Source organism: Jejuia pallidilutea (assembly GCF_002973595.1).
Taxonomy (GTDB): Bacteria; Bacteroidota; Bacteroidia; order Flavobacteriales; family Flavobacteriaceae; genus Jejuia; species Jejuia pallidilutea.
In genome coordinates, this window is the sequence record NZ_PVEO01000007.1 from 1 (window position 1) to 22,268 (window position 22,268).

Genomic DNA, 22,268 nt, shown 5'->3' on the forward strand with positions numbered 1-22,268 from the left:
AGCCCGTTAGCGCCGATGGTACTGCACTTGTGGAAGAGTAGGTCGCCGCCTTTTTTGGAAGAGTCTAATTACATATGTAGTTAGGCTCTTTTTTTTTAAAACTTGCCCAAAAAATTATTCTATTCAGTATCTTCATCTTTTAAATTTTTGGCGTATTAATGGCAGAGAATAAAGAGTTGGGCAAGAATTGAATTCATGGAGAATTATTTCCGTGATTGTTGCAAATTCTTGCTGCTTTTTACAATAGATGCTATTTAACAGGCTTTCATTTTTTTTGGATTTATGGCTTTTTATAGTTTGGAGGTCTTTTTTCCATAATATTCATGATGTTGCATACCTTTTGCTATAGAACATGAGTCGTTGAGCAATATTGGTAACAATAATTAATATCGTAGTTTCGCTTAAAGCTAAATGAAAATATTTTAATCCCTTAAAATACTACGAGAAATTACAATTTTTTGAATTTCAGAAGTACCTTCATAAATTTGGGTAATTTTTGCGTCTCGCATTAAACGTTCTACGTGATATTCTTTTACAAAACCATTACCGCCGTGAATTTGAACAGCTTCAATTGTTTGTTCCATAGCTACTTTTGAAGCATATAATTTTGCCATGGCACTAGACTTGTCATAATTTTCACCTGCATCTTTGTCGGCAGCTGCTTTCATAACAAGCATTCTAGCAGCTTCTATTTCAGTATACATATCAGCTAATTTAAAAGCAATTGCTTGATGGTTACATATTTCTGTACCAAATGCTTTACGCTGTTTAGAATATTTAATAGCCAATTCGTAAGCGCCTTGGGCAATTCCTAGAGCCTGAGCGGCTATTCCTATGCGACCGCCAGATAGAGTTTTCATAGCAAACCTAAAACCAGAGCCATTTACGCCAATACGATTTTCTTTGGGTACTTTTACATCGTTGAATTGAAGCGTATGTGTGTCGCTACCACGAATTCCTAATTTATCTTCTTTAGGTCCGATATCAAAGCCAGGTGTCCCTTTCTCTATGATAAATGCATTTATACCATGAGACCCTTTATCTCTATCGGTTTGCGCTATTACCAAATATACATCGGCTCTTCCTCCACTAGTTATCCAGTTTTTTGTACCATTTATTAAATAATGGTCGCCTTTATCTATGGCTGTAGTTTTTTGGGATGTGGCATCGCTACCGGCTTCTGGTTCACTTAAGCAAAATGCGCCAACATATTCGCCTGTAGCAAGTTTGGTTAGGTATTTTTGTTTTTGTTCTTCAGAGCCATATGCTTCTAAGCCATAGCAAACTAAAGAATTATTAACCGACACGATAACCGACGCAGATGCATCTATTTTTGATAGTTCTTCCATAATAAGAACATAAGATATGGTATCAAGGCCACTTCCTCCATATTTAGGATCTACCATAATACCCATAAAACCGAGATCGCCCATTTTTTTTACGAGCTCGTCTGGGAATTGCTGCTTATTATCTCGTTCTATGACTCCTGGAAGTAGTTCGGCTTGTGCAAAATCGCGAGCAGCGTCACGAATCATTTTATGTTCTTCTGAAAGGTTAAAATTCATAATTCGTAATTAAAATGTTATTTTGGTAAAAAATGTTTACAAATATAGCGTTTTAGTGTGAATTTTTCAATAATGATTATTAAATTTACAGTATATGAAAAAAGACGTATATAATATTATTGGTGTAATGTCTGGAACATCTTTGGACGGAATAGACTTAGTATACACCAAGTTTTATTTTAATGGCAGTTGGACTTTTAAAATACTTTGCACAGAAACAATAAGTTATACAAATTTTTGGGTTGAAGAATTAAGACATTTAGTAACTAAAGCTCCTCACGAATTAGATTTAATTGATGAAGCTTACACAGAATACTTAGCTGATACTATTAAATTTTTTATAAAGAAGAATGCTATTGATAATATAGATGCTGTATGCTCTCATGGCCATACAGCACTACATAAACCAGAACAAAACCTTACTTATCAAATAGGAAATAAGTCTGTAATTTCTAAATTACTAGGGTATAAAGTTGTTTGTGATTTTAGAGTTCAAGATGTAGGTTATGGGGGACAGGGCGCTCCACTAGTGCCTATTGGAGATAAATTATTGTTTTCTGAATACGATTTTTGTTTAAACCTAGGAGGATTTGCCAATATATCTTTGGATGATAGTAAAGGAGAACGTATAGCTTATGATATTTGCCCTGTAAATATTGTTCTTAATCATTATACGAAACAGTTAGGTTTTGACTATGACGATAAGGGGCATATCGCAAAATCTGGGAAAGTAGATCAAAATTTACTAAATCAACTAAATCAACTAGATTTTTATAAGCAAACGTATCCAAAATCACTCGGTTTAGAATGGGTTAAGTCTAATATATTTCCATTAGTTGATAGTTTTCAATTACAATTAAAAGATAAAATTTGCACATTTTGCGAACATGTTTCAATTCAAATTGCAAAAGAAATTAATAAAAAAGAAGATGTAGTAGTTTTAGCAACAGGTGGAGGAGCCTACAATTCTTACCTCTTAAATCGTGTAAAATTTTATTCATATAACGACATAATAATTCCAAGTAACACGGTAATAGAATTTAAGGAAGCACTAATATTTGCTTTTTTAGGCGTTTTAAAACTTCGCGATGAAATTAATTGCTTAAAGAGTGTTACAGGTGCCTTAAAAAACCATTCTGCAGGATTAATTTATCTGCCTTAAATTAATATTAAATTAATCTTTTAAGGGCTTTTTGTTTTTTATATTTGTTTCAATAATAATTTAAATCACTTTATCATGACTCAACTTTAGCTACGCATTTTTTTATAAGAATTTTGATGTGTGATGGTTTAAAATGAATCAATTTAAAATAAAGATGAAAGAATTATTAAATAAATTTGAAAACAAGGATCCAGAAATTGTTTTTAACTGGAAGGATTCTGAAACAGAAGCCGAAGGTTGGGTAGTTATAAACTCCTTAAGAGGTGGTGCAGCTGGAGGAGGTACCAGAATGCGAAAGGGACTAGATATGAATGAGGTTTTGTCTCTAGCTAAAACCATGGAAATAAAGTTCACAGTTTCTGGTCCTCCAATAGGAGGGGCAAAATCTGGAATAAATTTCGACCCTAAAGACCCACGTAAAAAAGAAGTTTTAGAACGGTGGTATAAAGTAGTTTCCCCTTTATTAAAAAGCTATTACGGCACTGGAGGAGATTTGAATGTAGACGAAACCCATGAGGTAATACCAATAACAGAAGAAAGTGGTGTTTGGCATCCTCAAGAAGGCGTTTTTAATGGGTTTTTTAAACCTACTGAAGCAGATAAAATTAATAGAATTGGCCAATTACGACAAGGTGTTATTAAGGTTATCGAGAATACTGAATTTTCACCAGATGTATCCAAAAAATACAAAGTTGCAGATATGATTACTGGCTTTGGTGTGGCTGAAGCCGTTAGGCATTACTACGATATTTACGGTGGTTCTGTTAAAGGCAAACGAGCTGTGGTTCAAGGGTTTGGAAACGTAGGAGCGGCAGCAGCTTTTTATCTTTCTCAAATGGGAGCTAAGATAGTAGGCATAATAGATATCGTTGGTGGATTAATTAATGAAGAAGGTTTTACTTTTAATGACATAAGTCATTTTTTTCTTGCTAAAAAGGGTAATACCTTAGTGGCCGATAATTTAATACCTTTTGAAGAAATAAATAAAAGGATTTGGAGTTTGCAAACTGAAATTTTTGCGCCCTGTGCTGCATCTAGATTAATCACTATTCATCAAATTGACGAAATGATAGATAGTGGTCTAGAAGTGATATCCTGTGGGGCAAATGTACCTTTTGCAGATAAAGAAATATTTTTTGGACCAATAATGGAGCATACAGATTATAAGGTGAGTCTTATCCCCGATTTTATTTCAAATTGCGGAATGGCTCGTGTTTTTGCTTATTTCATGGAACGAAAAGTATTAATGACCGATGAGGCAATATTTAATGATACCTCACAAACTATAAAAAGGGCTTTAAAAAAAGTATATAATAAAAATAAATCAAAAACAGAAATTAGTGCAACGGCATTCGAGATAGCACTAAACGAACTTATTTAAACAATAATTTATGGAAGCAGCAATTATTTTGGTATTTGTTATGGGCTATTTAGCCATAACCTTAGAGCACAGTATAAAAATTGATAAATTAATTCCAGCTTTGGTTATGATGGCCATTTGTTGGGCATTAATTGCTTTGGGGTTAGAAAGCTTCCCACAATGGTTTGATTCTGGCAATCATGCATTACTAGAGAACTTTGGTGCATTTGGGCATGAAGAGAAAATGCATTTAATGGAAGAAACATTATTGCATCATTTAGGGAAAACCGCAGAAATATTAGTATTCCTTTTAGGAGCTATGACCATTGTTGAAATTATAGATTATTTTGATGGCTTTGCCACTATTAAAAGTTTTATTAAAACTAAAAAGAAAACTAAAATACTCTGGATATTTTCAATCTTAGCTTTTATATTATCAGCAATTATAGATAATTTAACGGCTACTATAGTATTAATATCTATACTTCAAAAAATAGTTAAGGATAGAGACATTCGTATTTGGTACGCTGGTTTAATTATAATAGCGGCCAATGCAGGTGGTGCTTGGTCGCCTATTGGAGATGTAACAACAACAATGTTATGGATTGGTAAAAAGGTAACTACAGGACATTTAATAGGGTATTTATTTGTGCCATCATTATTATGTATGGTAGTGCCATCTTTAATCGCATCGTTTTTACCAGTATTTAAAGGAGAATTAGAAATAGTAGAAGAAAAAGAAAAAACTAAATCTAGATTTAGTGGTACAATGCTATATTTAGGTCTTGGCGCTATTGTTTTTGTACCTATTTTTAAAATGATTACCCATTTGCCACCTTACGTAGGAATGATGTTATCTTTAGGTGTTGTAGCAACCTTTGCAGAAATATATAGTAGTTCTAAATTTAGCATGACTGAGTTTGACGACGAAGAAAGTGAAATACACTCACATCACAGTCCGGTTCATCAATCCTTATCTAAAATTGAGTTACCAAGTATCCTGTTTTTCTTAGGAATTTTAATGGCCGTTGCAGCATTAGAATCTTTAGGTATATTATTTGGTTTTGCCGACTCTCTAAGAGAAACCATGCCACAATTAGGAACAGAAATACATGAAGGTGGTGTATCAGATTTAGTAGTTTTACTTCTAGGAGTTGGTTCGGCAGTAATTGATAATGTGCCATTAGTAGCAGCAAGTTTAGGTATGTTCTCTGAGCCGATAGATCACGAATTATGGCATTTTATAGCTTATTCTGCAGGTACTGGAGGCAGTATGCTTATTATTGGTTCTGCGGCTGGTGTTGTTGCTATGGGAATGGAAAAAATTGATTTTTTCTGGTACTTAAGAAAAATTTCATGGTTGGCTCTAGTAGGCTTTTTAGTAGGTGCTGCGGCATTTATGGTTACAAGAACACTTTTTTAGAAAAAAGTATTTAAATTGGTATAAAATTTGAAAGATTAGTAGTTACTGCTAATCTTTCTGTTTTTTACAAACATAAATAGAATTGAAAACCATATTTTATTATACTTTAGCAACAAAACATACGTTATACATTTGCAATTAACCTAAAATTATATGCTAAACATATTATTACAAAACGTCCAAGAAGGGACAGAACTAACCGAAGTAGAATCTGTTGAAAAAACACTTTCTATTATAGAATTAATTAGCAGCGGAGGTGCTGCAGGACAACTTATTATTGCTATTTTATTTTTACTGCTTATTGTGGCTTCTTATATATATTTTGAGCGCTTGTTTGCCATAAAAGCAGCTTCTAAAATAGAAGCAAACTTTATGAATCAAATAAAAGACCATGTTAGTAATGGGAAAATAGATTCTGCCCAAATGTTGTGTGCACAAATAAATTCACCTGTATCACGATTAATAAGTAAAGGTATTACAAGAATAGGAAAGCCACTAGCCGATATTAACACAGCTATAGAAAATGCAGGAAGACTAGAAATTTATAAGCTAGAAAAAAACGTAAGTGTTTTGGCTACCATTTCTGGAGCTGCACCAATGATTGGGTTTTTAGGTACAGTTATAGGAATGATTTTGGCTATTTTTGAACTTGCCAATGCAGGAGGAACTATTCAAATGGATACACTAGCAAGTGGGCTTTACACAGCTATGACCACTACTGTAGCTGGTTTAATAGTAGGAATTGTGGGATATATTGCTTACAATCATTTGGTAGTAAGAACTAACAAAGTGGTATATCAAATGGAAGCTAATTCTTTAGAATTTTTAGATCATTTAAACGAGCCCACATAATATGAATATTAGAGGTAGAAATAAAGTAACACCAGAATTCAATATGTCTTCTATGACAGATATTGTATTTCTATTATTAATATTTTTTATGATAGCTTCTACATTGGTAACCACCAATGCTATTGATATTTTGCTACCAAAAGCAAGTGGGAAAACAGAAAACAAAAAATCTGTTGCAGTTAGCATAAAAAAAGACTTAACTTATTATATAGACCAAAAACGAGTTGGTGTAAGTGTTTTAGAAAACGAATTACTTGCGGCGCTTTCAAACGAAGCAAAACCAACTATTGTATTGCGTGCCGAAAAATCAGTCCCTGTAGAAAACGTAGTTAAGGTTATGGATATTGCAAATAGAAATAAATTTAAAGTGATTTTAGCCGTAAAACCTAATAACTAAAAAAAAATTCTTCTAAACAACTATTGTAAAATAGCTATATGAAGTACTTAGAAACAAAACATGAGCGTAATTCAGCAAAAATAACAGCATTAATTGCTATTATTATTTTGTTGTTGCTATTTGTTGTGGGGCCACCTTATATGGATCCTCCAGAAGAATATGGTGTTGCAGTAAATTTTGGAACTACCGATTTTGGTAAAGGCAATATTCAGCCTAAAAAACCTGTTAAATCTGAGCCTAAGATAATTGAAGAACCGCCGCAACCTGAGTCTTCTAAGGTAGAACCAACAAAATCTGCCGAAGCTAAAGAAGAAGTTTTAACTCAAGATAATGCCGAGGAAATAGCTATAAAAAAGCAAAAAGCGGCAGAGGCAAAAGCAAAAGCCATAGCAGATGCAAAAGCAAAAGCAGAAGCGGAACGTATAGCTAAAGAAAAGCGAGAACAAGAGGAGAAGAAAAAAAAGCTAGACGCTTTAATTGGCGGTGTAAGTAAATCTGATGGTTCTGAAACGGGTAGTGAAGGTAACGACAATAGAGCAGGAGATAAAGGACAGTTAGATGGTAACCCTTATGCTCCAAGTTATTTTGGCGGAAAAGGTTCTGGCAGTGGTGGTGTAGGTTACGGATTAAATGGTCGTGGTAGCGCCTCTTTCGATAGATTAAAACAAAATTGTAACGAATCTGGAATGGTAATAGTTAAGATAGTTGTAAATAAAAGTGGTAATGTTATAGAAGCAACACCTGGAGTAAAAGGAACTACAAATACGGCTCAATGTTTACTAGAACCTGCTAAGAAAATAGCTTTATCGCACAAATGGCCAGCAGATCCCAAGGCACCATCTCGACAAATAGGTTTTGTTAGTGTTAATTTCAAACTAAGTCAGTAGTTTATGACTTATCAAGATGTTTTAGATTGGATGTTTTCGCAACTCCCAATGTATCAAAGACAGGGTAAAACTGCATTTAAAAAAGATTTAACTAATACTTTAAAATTAGCAGAACATTTAAATAGCCCAGAAAAAAACTTTAAATCTGTTCATGTTGCTGGAACTAATGGGAAAGGTTCTACAAGCCACATGATAGCTTCAATTCTCCAAGAGGCAGGTTACAATGTTGGGTTATATACATCACCACACTTAAAAGATTTTCGCGAACGTATTAAGATAAACGGTAAGGCTGTAAGTAAGCAATTTGTTATTGGCTTTATTAATAGGAACATGCCTTTTTTTGAGAAAAATAAACTGTCATTTTTTGAAATGACGGTTGGTATGGCTTTCGATTATTTTTCAAAACAGAAAGTAGATATTGCCGTTGTAGAAGTTGGTATGGGAGGGCGTTTAGATTCTACAAATATTTTAACACCTGAAGTTTCGGTTATTACAAACATTGGTTTAGATCACACCCAATTTCTTGGGGATACATTAGCGCTAATTGCTGGAGAAAAAGCTGGCATTATTAAGCCTAAAGTACCTGTGGTTATAGGTGAAACGCAACTAGAAACCAAACCAGTATTTGATGTTACAGCTAAAACTAATGCGAGTAAAATTGTATATGCAGATAAATTGGTGAATAAAATCTATAAATCTGATATGATAGGTTCGTACCAAATAAAAAATATTAAAACTGCCTACCAAACTATAAAAATGCTACAAACAAAAGGGTATACTATTTCAGATGAAAATATAACACAGGGCTTTTTAAATGTAGTTAAAAACACAGGTTTGTTGGGGCGTTGGCAAATTTTGAATGATAACCCCAAAGTTGTATGCGATACAGGGCATAATAGAGAAGGGTTAAGTTATGTGATGTCTCAGTTAGCTATGGAGAAATTTGATGCGCTTCATATAGTGTTTGGAGTTGTAAACGATAAAGATTTAAGCTCTATAATAAATTTGTTGCCTAAAAATGCTACTTATTATTTTTGTAAACCAGATATTCCTCGAGGAAAAGACGCTACAGTATTACAATACGAATTGAAAGACCATAATTTACTAGGAGTTGCCTATAATTCTGTAAGTGAAGCATATAAATCAGCATTAAACAATGCTTCTAAAGACGATTTTATTTTTGTGGGCGGAAGTACATTTGTAGTAGCAGAAATAATTTAAATTTTTTCTTAAAAAAGTTTTTGCAGTATTAAAAACTAGATTATATTTGCACACCTAATTAAAGGGCGCGTAGCTCAGTTGGTTCAGAGCACTTGGTTTACACCCAAGGGGTCAGGGGTTCGAATCCCTTCGCGCCCACACAAGCTTCTAGAAATAGAAGCTTTTTTTATGTCTGATAATTGTGATGAGTTATTTTACTTACATTTTGTATTCTTAGGTTTTGTAAAAACAAGTGTTTTGTTTGTCATATTTATGTGGCCTTCATCTAGTGCCTACAGTATATTTTAATGTTTTTAGGCTTGCTGAATAAGTTTCTAAAAAGTATAGGTTTTCTTCTTCATACTTGCTTTTTCTGGTTTTCTTTTCATTTTTAGTATTTTTAAGAAAATCTCTCAATCTATATCATATGGATAATGCTAGTATTAAAAATGCGTACAAGGAAATATTTCAGTCTTATGAAAATCCATCTTTAGAAAAACACGTAGAAAAAATAATAGAACTCGATACTTTTCTGCCCTATAGCTCAACATTTTTTTGTATTACGAACACTCAAGAATTATCTTTTGAATATGTGAGCAAAAACTTTACTGCTTGTTTGGGGCTTGAAAGGAGTGTGTTAAAGGAAAAAGGGATGCACTATTTTTGGAGTAGAATACATCCTGAAGATTTAGAACAATGGCTAAAAGCTTTAAATGATTTAATGAAATTCACTCTAGATAAGATTAAGCTAATTGATAGAAGTAAAATGAGCTATACTTGGAACTACAGGTTTAAAAACTCTAAAAATAACTATGTTAATATCATTCAAAATACAACACCTTTACAGTTTGATGTAGACGAAAAACCAATAATTGGACTTGCGCACTACACTGTTCTGTCTGGAGAATTAAAAATGCCTGTATGTGCATCTGCGAAATTATTAAATGATAGGTTGGAGTATGAAACTGTGTATTACAATAATTATTCTCAAAAACTGTTGCCAGATGATGTTAGTAATAGAGAACGCGATATTATTAGGCTTTTGGCTTTAAATTATTCTAGTAAGCAGATAGGGGACAAGTTAAATATAAGCCCAAATACAGTTGATACACATAGACGTAATATCCTTAAAAAGCTTAATATCTCTTCTACGGGAGAGTTAATAGGTATGCTTAAAATGAAAAAAAAAATTGTTTAAGCATATTGTGAAAACATAAACTTACTAATAGTACATTTTTTTTATTATGTTTAGAATGAAATTATTTGGCTTTATGTATATTAAAGATTACGTTTTGCCACATCACACCTTAATAAACTTATTATTCATCGAAAAATTCAGTTGGTGTTTTAGAAATACTCAAATTGAGTATTGCACCAACTGTAAATAATTTGCAAATTTACGTTGCTATTAATCAGTTCTTAGGGAGAATTTAAAGAGTGTTTGTGTTACAATGAGAGCACAGGCACTTTTTTATTGTAAACTATATGAGTAAAAACATAAAAAATATTTGAAGCATAAGCGTAGTTTATGCTTCTAAAAAACGCTCTAAAGCCATACCTCTAGAGCCTTTAATTAAAACTAAAGCGTTATTTATGTTTTTTAAACTAAGTGCATTATTTAAGTGATTAAATGTTTCAAATTGTTTCACTTTTTTTGACTTAATCTTTGAGTTGAAGAAATTCTTACCTACAAGATATACCTTATCAATATTTAAAGAAATGGCTAAATCTGTTATATTTTGATGTTCAACTTCGGCGTCATCACCTAATTCGAACATATCGCCCAAAATTGCAATTTTATATCCTTCTTGTTTTTCAAAATTAAGAAGGGCAGCTTGCATACTTGTAGGGTTAGCGTTATAGGCATCTAATATTATTTTATTAGTATTTTTTTCTATGATTTGCGATCGATTGTTTGATGGCACATAGCTTTCTATTGCAGATTTAATAGCGCTATCTTCTACTTTAAAATAATTACCTATCGCAATAGCTATTGAGATATTGTTAAAATTGTAGTCGCCTATTAATTGGCTGTTTATAGTTAAATTATTGTATTTAGATACTACAAATGGTTGCGCATCTAAAAAATCTATTATTGTATCTGGATTGTTATGTTTATTGCCAAAAGTAATAATATTGGCACTTTTAGTCTTTTCAACTTGAATAGGATCGTTAGCGTTAACAAAAATGGTTTTATTATTTTTAATTAAATGTGTAAACATTTCGCTCTTGCCTTTAATTACACCTTCTACGCCACCAAAACCTTCTAGATGTGCCTTACCATAATTAGTTATTAAACCATAGTCTGGAAATGCTATATTGCATAAAAAGTTTATTTCTTTTTGGTGATTTGCTCCCATTTCAACTATGCCAATTTCTGTTTCTTTAGTTAGGGATAGTAAGGTTAACGGTACACCTATGTGGTTATTTAAGTTTCCTTTTGTTGGTGTGGTTTTATACTTTTTAGATAAAACGGCATTTATAAGTTCTTTGGTTGTAGTTTTTCCATTGCTTCCTGTTAAGGCTACAATTGGGGTTTTAAGATAATTTCTATGATAAGTTGCTAAGTTTTGTAGTGTCTCTAGAACATTTTCTACCAAAATAGTATGTTTCGATTGAAATTCTTTTTCATCAATTACAGCATATTTTGCCCCCTTATCTATGGCTTGTTTCGCGTACGTGTTTCCATTAAAGTTATCACCTTTTAAAGCAAAGAACAGGTCTCCTTTTTCAATTTTTCGAGTATCTGTACTTACCGCATTGCACTCTAAAAAAAGGTTGTGTAGTGTTTTTAAATTCATAAAATAAATGTAAAAAAAAGTCCTGATTTATCATCAGGACTTTTAATTTTATTTGAGAAGTAATACTGGTTAACTTTTCTTTTTACTATTCATCTTAGACTTGGAACCAACACGAGACATAGCACATCTAAAGCCAATGTAATCGGTAGCCATATCTTGTGGGAAGTAGCGTCTTTGAGCTGGGTCTAACCAATACTCTCTATCTTTCCAGGAGCCGCCTTTGTACACTCTTACTTCATCATTTATAAGGGAGGTTCTAGTATTAGATTTATCATATTCCCTTACTATATTGCCTAAAGAATCTCTAGTTATTGTATGTTTAGGCGAGTTGTACATTTTTCTTGTATTAGAGTCCTTTACGTTACCTTCTTCATCGGTTTCTTCACCAAAACTCTGGTAGTTTCGAGAAGAGCGACGATCTCCGTCTCTAAAGTTAATATTGTCTGCTCTATCAAAGTTTGGTCTTAAATAGGTTTCGTTTTCATCAACAGGAACCTTAACAATTTCTCCTGGAAGGTTTCTAGCTACAATTTTGCCGTTAGACAGTGTGTCGTACACAATTTCATCAGAAGTAACAACTTTAACTGTGCCTTCTTCGGTTATTGCATTTTTGGTATAAACATTTCCTCGGTAGTAATTAAAGTCGTTAAACTCATCATCAACAATAGGTCTGTAAACATCTGCAACCCATTCTGCTACATTACCTGCCATGTCGTATAATCCAAAATCGTTAGGTTCATAAGATTTTACAGCGTTTGTGATATCAGCACCATCATCGCTCCATCCAGCAATACCACCATAATCTCCTTTACCTTGCTTAAAGTTAGCTAATTGGTCGCCACGGTACTTACGTTTTCCAGAACGCGTGTATTGTCCATCCCATGGATATTTTTTACGTCCTCGGTACAAATTATAGCTTCTTAACTCACTTAAACCTAAGGCAGCATATTCCCATTCTGTTTCGGTTGGAAGTCTATATTTAGGGCCAATTACACCTGTTTCCATAGAAGCATAAACTCCAGTTTCATTGCCATCGGCATCAACCCTAACATTTCTGTTTCTTCTTCCGTCAGGATCACCGTTGTCGTAAGCGCTAGGATCTACTTGGTATCTGTCTGTACTAAAATAATTATCAGGATCCATTTCAGATAAGGCGATATCACGATAACCGCTTTTTTGTAAATTTAGTTCGTTAACACGATCTGTACGCCAGTTAGAATATTCTACTGCTTGAATCCAGCTTACTCCAACTACAGGATACTCTGCATAGGCAGGGTGTCTTAAATAATTTTCGGTCATAACTTCGTTATATCCAAGACGGTTTCTCCAAACAAGTGTGTCTGGTAAAATACCATTATAAATATTTTTATAAAGTTCATCGTCTGGCGGGTAGAGTTTTTTCATGTAGTCAAGATATTCAACATACATTAAGTTTGTTACCTCGGTTTCATCCATGTAGAATGATTGTACGTGCTGTTGTGTAGGCGTGTTGTTCCAGTCGTGCATAACATCGTCCTGTACACGACCTTTTGTAAATGTACCTCCTTCAATAAAAACTAAGCCTGGGGCTGTTTCTTGTTCTTTGAAGTTTGTATTGTATTGAAAACCGCCATTTCGACCGTTTATTTGCCATCCTGTTGCTCTAGAACTGTTTTTAGAACTAGATGATTTTTTACAACCAAATGCCGTAACCGAAAGAACTGCGATTAAGAATAATTTTAATATCGCTACATTTTTCATATTCATACGTTTAAGTAAGCTAAATTTTTGTTTTGGTGCTGCAATATAAGAATTAAACCTTACAGAACAAGCTATTTTTTGCATTTTGACGAAAAAAATATGTATTTCATCCTGTTTTTGATGTATTACATCGATGATTTTGACACTTTTCTCCAAACAATCGCATAGAAATAACGTTATTTTTCATAAATTATTATTGTATTTTTGATGGATATAAAAAAATTGTCGATTTATTTAATAATATCTACCATATACCGACGTTATTTTAGCTCATGAAAGAGAAAATTTTACTTGTATTATTATTGGTGTCAAGCTACGCTTTTAGTCAAAAAAAAAGTTTTTCAATTGATTGGAATGGCTCTACAAAATTAACTTTTGGGGCTAATTCTATAAAATTACCTGTTTTTAATAAAGAAAATTATAGTTACGATTTCAATGAAGGCCTACAATTTATTGCCCAGTGGGAGGTTGCCAGTGCCATTAACGAATCTTCGGTAGTTTTAAGTGGTATTAACTATCAGTCTATTTCTGAAAAGGAATTGTTTGAAATTGATAAAGCAACAATACCTACCCAATTAACCTATAGCTTAAAAAACTCCGTATCTAGAGGCAAACGTTATGCTTTTTTTGAATTATCTCCAATAATAAGGGATGAAAATGGTGTCTATAAAAAAGTGATGTCTTTTCAGTTAAATTACAATAATTTAGCATTTGCTTCTACCCAGACAAATAGGTTAAGAAAAAACAATGCCTCTAAAATAATAACTAATTCAGTATTAAGTTCTGGCGATTGGTATAAGTTTTACATTGATACCACAGGTGTTTTTAAATTATCGAAAGGGTTTTTACAAAGTTTAGGTGTTAATGTAAATAGTGTAGACCCCAGGACTATAAAGATTTATGGTAATGGCGGACGAATGATACCCTATAGTAATGCTGAGCCTTACCCGTACGATGTAACAGAAAACACAATAAAAGTAGTAGGCGAACAAGATGGTGTTTTTAATAACGAAGATTATATACTTTTCTACGGGCAAGGACCAAAGGAGTACAATCTGGAAAGTAATACTAATATAAACTGTTATACGGATAAAACATATTATTACATAACAGTAGGAGGTAGCACTGGAAAACGAATACAGCCTATTAACGCGCCTTCAGGACCAGTAAATTTAAGTATAAATACATACCAACAGTATCAATTTCATGAAAGAGATATTTACAACATAGGAACGGTGGGTAGACGTTGGTTTGGAGAACGTTTTAATTTAGAAAGTGAACAGGAATTTACTTTTAGTTTTCCAGATATAGTTACAACACAGCCAATAAATTTAAAAGTATATGCAGCGGCCATTTCTTCTAACGATACCTCAATGGAAATAAATGTTAACGGTAGCGTAATACAAAATTTGTCTTTCGGTTCTATAAGCAGTACGGTAGTTGGTTCAGAGGGGTTTTACATAGGTAATATAAATGTAAACTCTGGAGACATCGCGGTTACTTTAAGCTACAACAATCAAGGTAATCCCAGTGCCCAAGGCTACTTAGATTATATTTCTATTGAAGCTACAAGATTATTGAAATTTGAAGGTAAACAGTTTCAATTTAAAAATAAAGAAGTAGTTAATAATGCGGGAATTGCAGAATATACTATTGCTAATGCTTCACGACTTTCAGAGGTATGGGATGTTACCGATGTTTACAATGTTTTTAATATTGAAAATAGTGAGGGCGAAACTAGTTTTAGTTTTACCTCAAACATGGGAGAAGAAAGGGTTTATGTAGCATTAACACCATCAGATTATTTTGAACCCAGATCAGATAGTAACAAAACGGTAAGAAATCAAAATATAAAAGGTACTATTTTCAATAATGCAGAAGGCAGCTTCCAAGATATAGATTACCTTATAGTGGCCCCAGATAATATGTTAAACCAAGCTGAAAGACTAGCTGAAATTAACAGAAATCAATACGATTTAAATGTAAAAGTGGTTGGTTTAAATGAAATTTATGCTGAGTTTAGTACTGGAAACCAAGATATTGCAGCAATTCGCAATCTTGTAAAATATATTTATGATAATGCAAGTAGTCCCGAGAACAGAATTAAGTACCTCTGTTTATTTGGTGATGGCTCTTATGATTATAAAGATAGAATTCCCAATAATACTAATGTAGTTCCCTCATGGCATTCTTACAATAGTTTAAATTTAACAAACTCATTCGTTTCAGATGATTTTTATGGCATGATGGATGAAAATGAAGGGTCTATGGCAAATAGCGACCGTTTAGATATTGCCGTTGGTCGTATTCTGGCAGACACGCCACAACGCGCCAAAGATCTAGTAGATAAAATAGAATCTTATTATACAAAAGAATCCTTTGGAAGGTGGAGAAATAATTACGTAGTAGTGTCTGATGATGTTGATGATGATTGGGAAGGCATTATACAACAAACCACAGATAATATTGGTAACCAAGTTACAGCAAACAAACCCTTTGTTAATGTCGTAAAAATACATACCGATGCTTTTCAGCAGGAATCTTCAGCTGGTGGCGAAAGATATCCCGATGTGGTAGAGGCATTTTCAAATGCTATAGACAATGGGGCTTTGGTAGTAAATTATTTTGGACATGGCGGGGAAGAAGGGCTGTCTCAAGAGCGTATTTTAGATATACCAACCATAGATAATTTAAAAAACTTCTGTAAGCTTAATTGCTTTGTTACCGTTACCTGCGAATTCACAAAATTTGATAATCCCTTTAGAAAAACTGCTGGAGAATATACCTATTGGAATAAAGATGCAGGAGCTATTAGCCTTATTACAACTACTAGGCAGGTGTTTGTGAATTTTGGTATAAATTTTAATAACACCTTAGGGCAATATCTATTTTCATTTAGTGATAACGATACTTTTGAAGACCACGAATACCCATCAACAGCAGAAGCTTTAAGGCTTACAAAAAACGATCAAAATATTGGTTTTGCCTCACAAAGGCGCTTAGTGTTTTTTATTGGAGACCCAGCCATGAAATTAGCCTTCCCAAAACCAAATATAAGGTTAACCCAAATAAACGATGTACCTATCGCTCAATCTAACGATACGCTTAAAGCACTAAGTAAGGTGAAACTATCAGGAGAAGTTACAGATATTAATGGCAACCTTTTAACCAACTACAATGGTGTAGTTTCTACAACAATTTATGATAAATTTATTGATAGGCAAACCCTTGCAAACGATAATATAACAAACGCAGGAACCTTAATTAAACTAGATTTTAAAACACTGGGTGCTATTGTTTTTAGAGGACAAGCTTCGGTTACAAATGGCCAATTTGAGTTCGATTTTGTAGTGCCTAAGGATATTGGTGTGCCTGTTGGTTTAGGTAGGGCAAGCTTTTATGCCAAAAATGAGCAATTATCAGAAAACCAAGCAGGTGCCGATATTACAAATATTAGAATTGGTGGTGTAAATGAAAATGCTGAGGTAGATAATATAGGGCCTGTAATTTCCCTGTTTATGAATGATGAAAACTTTGTTTCAGGTGGTATAACCAACGAATCTCCAACACTTCTGGCAAAACTTGAAGATGTAAATGGTATAAATACAGCAAGTGGTATAGGGCATGATATTGTAGCAATAATTGATGGTGATGAAACCAATCCTTTTATCTTAAACGATTATTATGAAACAGAGGTGGACGATTACCAAAAAGGTACTGTAAGTTTTCCGTTTAGAGATTTAGAACCTGGTTTGCATACCTTAACTTTTAAGGCCTGGGATGTTTACAATAATTCATCTGTAGCCGAAATTCAGTTTATAGTTTTCGATCAAGATCAAGAATTGGTTGTAAACAACGTTTTAAATTACCCTAATCCATTTGTAAATTATACAGAATTTTGGTTTAACCACAATAGTTCAGAACCTTTAGACGTTTCAATACAAATATTCACTGTTTCCGGTAAACTAGTAAGAACTCTAAATGGACAAACATCAGGAGGTATAAAAGCAGCAAGCTCACTTTCTAAAGATATTGTTTGGGACGGAAGGGACGATTTTGGTGATAAAATTGGAAAAGGTGTTTATATTTACAAACTAACAGTTAAATCTAATCTGCTTAACAAGAAGGTAGAGAAAATAGAGAAACTTGTGATACTGTAATAAAAAATTATATTTGCAACTATAAAACTCAACTATGAAGAATACACTAATAGCGTTACTTGCTTTGGTATTTACGCTTAATTTAACCGCTCAAACAGTAATTATTCCTAACGAAAACGATTCTCGTGTAATTACAACAGGAGTACCATTTATATTAATCGCCCCAGATGCAAGGGCTGCTGCAATGGGAGATATGGGAGTTGCCACATCAGTTGATGCATTTTCGCAACAATGGAATTCATCTAAGTACGTCTTCTCTGAAACTAAATCTGGTGTAGGAATCAGTTATACACCATATCTAAGCAAACTGGTAAATGATATTTTTTTAGGAAACGTTACTTATTTTAATAGATTAGATGAGCGTAGTTCATTTGCTGCGAGTTTTAAATATTTTTCTTTAGGAGATATAGAGTTTCGTGCCGATGAGTTTTCAGAAGCATTAATTCAAAGACCAAACGAGTTAACTATCGATGCCTCTTATGCATTACGGCTTTCAGATCAATTTGCAATGTCTGTAGCTATGCGTTATCTAAGATCTGATTTACGATTGAACGTTGGTAATAACGATGCATCATCTGCCAATACTTTTGGCGTTGATATTTCAGGTTACTACCAAAGTGAAGAAGAAGCATATAACGATTTTAATGGGCGCTGGAGAGCTGGTTTCGCAATTCAAAACATAGGACCTAAATTTAAGTATGATGATGGTGGTGTAGAGAATTTTCAACCTACAACATTAAGACTAGGCGCAGGATTCGATTTTATATTTGACGATTACAATAAAGTAGCGGTAACAGCAGAGGTAGCTAAACTATTGGTGCCTACGCCTCCAATTTTAGGTGATGAATACGGATTTACCGATAACAACGGTAATGGTACTTATGAAGAGGATGTAGACGATTTAGATGCTAATCCTATTAGAGAAAATGTAATTTTTCAAGGACAATCCCAAGATGTAAGTTTCTTATCGGGTATGTTTCAGTCCTTTGGTGATGCACCAGGCGGATTTAGTGAAGAATTAAGAGAATTTACTTGGTCGTTAGGTGCAGAGTATACTTATCAAGACTCATTTGCTTTTAGGGCAGGATATTTTAATGAAGCAGAAGATAAAGGGGCTCGTAAATTTTTGGCTATAGGTGCTGGTTTTAAATACAATGTTATAAATATAGACTTGTCTTATTTATTTTCAGCATCAAGAGTGCAAAGTCCTTTAGAGAATACATTAAGGTTCTCTCTAACATTCAATATAGGAGACGGCGAGTATTTTGAATATTAAGCAGAAAGTTTCAAATTATAGCTAAAAAAACTATTGTTCTAAACACAATAGTTTTTTTGTTTAGAATAGAATCGTATTTTTAAATCCTTACAATTTACTTATGAAAGCACTAAAAATTGAAACAACTTTATTTGTTTTCGAAAATGAAAATGAACTACCGGAGGATGTAAGTAAATTAATAGATTTAGCCAAAAAAGCAAGATTAAAGGCCTATGCGCCATACTCAAACTTTGCAGTTGGTGCGGCAATTTTATTAGACAATAACGAGGTAGTTACTGGCAGTAATCAAGAAAACGCATCGTATCCTTCTGGCTTATGTGCAGAACGTACAGCAATTTATTATGCGGGTGCAAAATATCCAGATGCTAAAATTTTAAAAATTGCAATTGTAGCAGGATCGTTAAAATTTGAAACATCTCAACCCATACCTCCATGTGGCGCATGTAGGCAAGCTATTGCCGAATATGAGGTAAATCAGAAAACCAATATTGAAATTTATTTTATGGGTACTTCGGGTAATATTTTAAAATCTAACTCTTTAGAGAACCTATTGCCGTTAATTTTTGATAAATCCCAATTATAATATATCTTATTTTAAATAATTAATATCATATTCCCAATAGGGCATAAATCATTTAAAAAAAGATAATATTTCTAATTTTTTCACATTTTTTACACTTTCATTCCTAAAGGGTTTTCTCAATACCAATCAAAGTATTACTTTTGTATTTCGCTTAATAACCATATAAAAAACGTCGATGCAAAAAATCACAAAAGAGGTTTACCTCAAATGGTACGAAGACATGTTATTCTGGAGAAAGTTTGAAGACAAACTAGCTGCAGTTTATATCCAACAGAAAGTAAGAGGATTTCTTCATTTATACAACGGTCAAGAAGCTGTATTAGCTGGTGCTTTACATGCTATGGACCTAACTAAAGATAAAATGATTACTGCATATCGTAATCACGTTCAACCTATAGGAATGGGCGTAGATCCCAAGCGTGTTATGGCAGAATTATTTGGAAAAGCAACCGGAACATCCAAAGGTATGGGAGGTTCTATGCATATTTTCTCTAAAGAGCACCGTTTTTATGGAGGCCATGGTATTGTAGGAGGACAAATACCTTTAGGAGCAGGTATTGCTTTTGGTGATAAATATCACGGTTTAGATGCTGTAACCTTATGTTGTTTTGGCGATGGAGCAGCAAGACAAGGTTCGCTTCATGAAACTTTTAATTTAGCAATGCTTTGGAATTTACCAGTGGTATTTGTTTGTGAAAACAACGGATACGCCATGGGTACCTCAGTAGAACGTACCGCCAACCATGACGATATTTGGAAATTAGGTTTAGGCTACGAGATGCCTAGTGGTCCTGTAGATGGTATGAATCCTGTAAAAGTGGCTGAAGCTTTTGATGAAGCCATACAAAGAGCAAGAAAAGGTGGCGGTCCTACATTTTTAGAATTAAAAACGTACCGTTACAGAGGACATTCTATGAGTGATGCACAACATTACCGAACTAAGGATGAAGTTGAAGAATACAAAAAGATAGACCCTATTACGCAAGTAAAAAATGTTATTCTTGAAAAGAAATACGCTACAGAAGACGAGATTAAAGTAATTGATAAGCGTGTTAAAGCACGCGTAGCAGAATGCGAGAAATTTGCTGAAGAATCTCCATTCCCAGAAATACAGCAACTATACGATGTAGTTTACGAGCAAGAAGATTATCCATTTATCCCACACAAATTATAGAATATGGCAATAGTAGTAAACATGCCGCGATTAAGCGACACAATGGAAGAAGGAACAGTCGCTACTTGGTTAAAAAAAGTAGGAGACAAAATTGAAGAAGGCGATATTTTAGCTGAAATTGAAACAGATAAGGCTACTATGGAGTTCGAGTCTTTTAATGAAGGCACATTACTTCATATAGGAGTTCAAGAAGGCGAGACAACAAAAGTAGATGAGCTTTTGGCAATAATAGGTGATGAAGGCGAGGATATTTCAGATTTGCTAAACGGTGGTGGTAACGCTTCTGCCGAAGATTCAAAGGCTGAAGATACAAAGGCTGAAGCTTCTGATGAGGTTGAATCCAACAAAGACGAAACCACAGAAACTGAAGAAGTATCAAGCGCTTCAGCAGATTTACCAGAAGGCGTAATTGTTGTTACCATGCCTAGGCTAAGTGATACTATGGAAGAAGGAACGGTAGCCACTTGGTTAAAGAAAGTGGGTGATAGTGTTGAAGAAGGAGATATTTTAGCTGAAATTGAAACAGATAAGGCTACTATGGAATTTGAATCATTCCAGTCTGGTACTTTATTAGAAATTGGTTTAAAAGAAGGAGAATCTGCTAAAGTAGACGAGCTCTTAGCTATAATAGGTCCTGCAGGAACTGATGTTTCTGGAGTTGCTGCTAATTTTAGTTCAAGTTCTGCACCAGCTGCAAAAAAAGAAGAAGCTCCAAAACAAGAAACTAAAAAAGAAGCACCAAAAACGGCGCCTGCTTCAACCGAAACTAAAACAAAAGCGCCTGCACCAACGCCTGTTACAGAAAACGGACGTTTATATGTGTCGCCTTTAGCAAAAAAGTTAGCAGAAGAAAAAGGCATCAACTTAACAAAAGTGCAGGGTTCTGGTGAAAACGGACGTATCATAAAACGCGATATTGAAAATTATGAACCAGCGGTAGGAGCAGCGGCAGTTGGTAAATTTGTACCATCTGGTCAGGAAGATTTTGAGGATATTCCAAATTCTCAAATGCGTAAAGCCATAGCTAAGTCGTTAACCAAAAGTAAATTCTCTGCACCACACTATTATTTAGCAGTAGAGTTTAATATGGATAATGCCATGGCATTCAGAGCTCAATTTAATTCTATTCCAGATACTAAAATATCATTTAACGATATAGTTGTTAAGGCTTGTGCTTTAGCCTTAAAACAACATCCGCAAGTTAACTCGCAATGGTTTGATGATAAAATGCGTTTAAACAACCATGTGCATATTGGTGTTGCCGTGGCTGTTCCAGACGGTTTAGTGGTACCTGTAGTACGTTTTGCAAACGAGCAAAGTTTACCACAAATTGGGGCTGAAGTTAAAGCATTAGCTGGTAAAGCTAGAAATAAAAAACTAACGCCAGATGAAATGTCTGGAAGTACATTTACAGTATCTAATTTAGGTATGTTTGGTATAGATTATTTTACATCTATTATCAATCAACCAAATTCGGCTATTCTATCTGTTGGTGCAATTGTGCAAAAACCAGTAGTTAAAAATGGAGAAATTGTTGTTGGAAATACCATGAAGTTAACATTGGCTTGCGACCACAGAACGGTAGATGGCGCAACAGGAGCCGAGTTCCTTCAAACATTAAGAGGGTATATTGAGAATCCTGTTACGATGTTAGTATAATATAGTTTTGTCATTCAGGGCAAAGCGAA

At 33.9% G+C, this 22,268-nt stretch carries 16 protein-coding genes and 1 tRNA gene; 14 read left to right on the forward strand and 3 right to left on the reverse strand.

Annotated features, from left to right (window positions below; all coding sequences use genetic code 11):
- Nucleotides 1-422 precede the first annotated feature (422 nt).
- Nucleotides 423-1,565 (reverse strand): acyl-CoA dehydrogenase, encoded by a 1,143-nt coding sequence (locus CLV33_RS11870; protein WP_105474102.1) that lies wholly within the window; start codon nt 1,563-1,565, stop codon nt 423-425.
- Between the two features lie 94 nt (nt 1,566-1,659).
- Here CLV33_RS11870 and CLV33_RS11875 point away from each other — a divergent pair, with 94 nt between their 5' ends.
- From CLV33_RS11875 to CLV33_RS11915, 9 genes are all read left to right on the forward strand, one after another.
- The gene (locus CLV33_RS11875; RefSeq protein WP_105474103.1) at nt 1,660-2,727 is read left to right on the forward strand and encodes an anhydro-N-acetylmuramic acid kinase; all 1,068 of its coding nucleotides are present in this window, start codon (nt 1,660-1,662) and stop codon (nt 2,725-2,727) included.
- 154 nt (nt 2,728-2,881) lie between these two features.
- Nucleotides 2,882-4,108 (forward strand): Glu/Leu/Phe/Val dehydrogenase dimerization domain-containing protein, encoded by a 1,227-nt coding sequence (locus tag CLV33_RS11880; protein ID WP_105474282.1) that lies wholly within the window; start codon nt 2,882-2,884, stop codon nt 4,106-4,108.
- Nucleotides 4,109-4,118: 10 nt separating this feature from the next.
- Entirely contained in the window at nt 4,119-5,510 is a 1,392-nt protein-coding gene (nhaD, locus tag CLV33_RS11885; protein WP_045371987.1) for a sodium:proton antiporter NhaD, read from the forward strand.
- A 153-nt stretch (nt 5,511-5,663) separates the two neighbouring features.
- Nucleotides 5,664-6,362 (forward strand): MotA/TolQ/ExbB proton channel family protein, encoded by a 699-nt coding sequence (locus CLV33_RS11890; protein WP_042246663.1) that lies wholly within the window; start codon nt 5,664-5,666, stop codon nt 6,360-6,362.
- Nucleotide 6,363: 1 nt separating this feature from the next.
- Nucleotides 6,364-6,759, forward strand: a complete 396-nt coding sequence (locus CLV33_RS11895) for an ExbD/TolR family protein (RefSeq protein WP_042246667.1) — start codon at nt 6,364-6,366, stop codon at nt 6,757-6,759.
- Nucleotides 6,760-6,797: 38 nt separating this feature from the next.
- A complete protein-coding gene (locus tag CLV33_RS11900; protein WP_105474104.1) occupies nt 6,798-7,646 on the forward strand; it encodes an energy transducer TonB in 849 nt (282 codons plus the stop codon).
- A 3-nt stretch (nt 7,647-7,649) separates the two neighbouring features.
- A complete protein-coding gene (locus CLV33_RS11905; RefSeq protein WP_105474105.1) occupies nt 7,650-8,867 on the forward strand; it encodes a bifunctional folylpolyglutamate synthase/dihydrofolate synthase in 1,218 nt (405 codons plus the stop codon).
- 63 nt (nt 8,868-8,930) lie between these two features.
- Nucleotides 8,931-9,005: transfer RNA gene (locus tag CLV33_RS11910), tRNA-Val, on the forward strand.
- Between the two features lie 268 nt (nt 9,006-9,273).
- On the forward strand, nt 9,274-10,044 hold the full coding sequence (locus tag CLV33_RS11915) for a LuxR C-terminal-related transcriptional regulator (protein ID WP_105474106.1): 771 nt from the start codon (nt 9,274-9,276) through the stop codon (nt 10,042-10,044).
- Nucleotides 10,045-10,372: 328 nt separating this feature from the next.
- Here CLV33_RS11915 and CLV33_RS11920 read toward each other — a convergent pair whose 3' ends face one another.
- Nucleotides 10,373-11,647 (reverse strand): UDP-N-acetylmuramoyl-tripeptide--D-alanyl-D-alanine ligase, encoded by a 1,275-nt coding sequence (locus tag CLV33_RS11920; RefSeq protein ID WP_105474107.1) that lies wholly within the window; start codon nt 11,645-11,647, stop codon nt 10,373-10,375.
- 69 nt (nt 11,648-11,716) lie between these two features.
- Nucleotides 11,717-13,393, reverse strand: coding sequence for a gliding motility lipoprotein GldJ (gldJ, locus tag CLV33_RS11925; RefSeq protein ID WP_105474283.1), 1,677 nt, complete (start codon nt 13,391-13,393; stop codon nt 11,717-11,719).
- Between the two features lie 266 nt (nt 13,394-13,659).
- On the opposite strand from gldJ, the gene porU reads away from it, so the two are divergent.
- From porU to CLV33_RS11950, 5 genes are all read left to right on the forward strand, one after another.
- Nucleotides 13,660-17,547: a type IX secretion system sortase PorU gene (gene porU, locus CLV33_RS11930; RefSeq protein WP_105474108.1), complete on the forward strand. Its 3,888-nt coding sequence runs from the start codon at nt 13,660-13,662 to the stop codon at nt 17,545-17,547.
- A 34-nt stretch (nt 17,548-17,581) separates the two neighbouring features.
- Nucleotides 17,582-18,823: a type IX secretion system outer membrane channel protein PorV gene (gene porV / locus CLV33_RS11935; RefSeq protein WP_105474109.1), complete on the forward strand. Its 1,242-nt coding sequence runs from the start codon at nt 17,582-17,584 to the stop codon at nt 18,821-18,823.
- 100 nt (nt 18,824-18,923) lie between these two features.
- Nucleotides 18,924-19,406: a cytidine deaminase gene (cdd, locus tag CLV33_RS11940; protein WP_042246687.1), complete on the forward strand. Its 483-nt coding sequence runs from the start codon at nt 18,924-18,926 to the stop codon at nt 19,404-19,406.
- 175 nt (nt 19,407-19,581) lie between these two features.
- Complete coding sequence (gene pdhA / locus CLV33_RS11945) at nt 19,582-20,580, forward strand: pyruvate dehydrogenase (acetyl-transferring) E1 component subunit alpha (RefSeq protein ID WP_105474110.1); 999 nt, start codon at nt 19,582-19,584, stop codon at nt 20,578-20,580.
- 3 nt (nt 20,581-20,583) lie between these two features.
- Nucleotides 20,584-22,239 (forward strand): pyruvate dehydrogenase complex dihydrolipoamide acetyltransferase, encoded by a 1,656-nt coding sequence (locus CLV33_RS11950; protein ID WP_105474111.1) that lies wholly within the window; start codon nt 20,584-20,586, stop codon nt 22,237-22,239.
- Nucleotides 22,240-22,268 lie beyond the last annotated feature (29 nt).

Bases quoted from the DNA above. Each gene is read 5' to 3' on its own strand.
- CLV33_RS11870 (WP_105474102.1), bottom strand. From the start codon at position 1,565: ATGAATTTTAACCTTTCAGAAGAACATAAAATGATTCGTGACGCTGCT.
- CLV33_RS11875 (WP_105474103.1), top strand. From the start codon at position 1,660: ATGAAAAAAGACGTATATAATATTATTGGTGTAATGTCTGGAACATCT.
- CLV33_RS11880 (WP_105474282.1), top strand. From the start codon at position 2,882: ATGAAAGAATTATTAAATAAATTTGAAAACAAGGATCCAGAAATTGTT.
- nhaD (WP_045371987.1), top strand. From the start codon at position 4,119: ATGGAAGCAGCAATTATTTTGGTATTTGTTATGGGCTATTTAGCCATA.
- CLV33_RS11890 (WP_042246663.1), top strand. From the start codon at position 5,664: ATGCTAAACATATTATTACAAAACGTCCAAGAAGGGACAGAACTAACC.
- CLV33_RS11895 (WP_042246667.1), top strand. From the start codon at position 6,364: ATGAATATTAGAGGTAGAAATAAAGTAACACCAGAATTCAATATGTCT.
- CLV33_RS11900 (WP_105474104.1), top strand. From the start codon at position 6,798: ATGAAGTACTTAGAAACAAAACATGAGCGTAATTCAGCAAAAATAACA.
- CLV33_RS11905 (WP_105474105.1), top strand. From the start codon at position 7,650: ATGACTTATCAAGATGTTTTAGATTGGATGTTTTCGCAACTCCCAATG.
- CLV33_RS11915 (WP_105474106.1), top strand. From the start codon at position 9,274: ATGGATAATGCTAGTATTAAAAATGCGTACAAGGAAATATTTCAGTCT.
- CLV33_RS11920 (WP_105474107.1), bottom strand. From the start codon at position 11,647: ATGAATTTAAAAACACTACACAACCTTTTTTTAGAGTGCAATGCGGTA.
- gldJ (WP_105474283.1), bottom strand. From the start codon at position 13,393: ATGAATATGAAAAATGTAGCGATATTAAAATTATTCTTAATCGCAGTT.
- porU (WP_105474108.1), top strand. From the start codon at position 13,660: ATGAAAGAGAAAATTTTACTTGTATTATTATTGGTGTCAAGCTACGCT.
- porV (WP_105474109.1), top strand. From the start codon at position 17,582: ATGAAGAATACACTAATAGCGTTACTTGCTTTGGTATTTACGCTTAAT.
- cdd (WP_042246687.1), top strand. From the start codon at position 18,924: ATGAAAGCACTAAAAATTGAAACAACTTTATTTGTTTTCGAAAATGAA.
- pdhA (WP_105474110.1), top strand. From the start codon at position 19,582: ATGCAAAAAATCACAAAAGAGGTTTACCTCAAATGGTACGAAGACATG.
- CLV33_RS11950 (WP_105474111.1), top strand. From the start codon at position 20,584: ATGGCAATAGTAGTAAACATGCCGCGATTAAGCGACACAATGGAAGAA.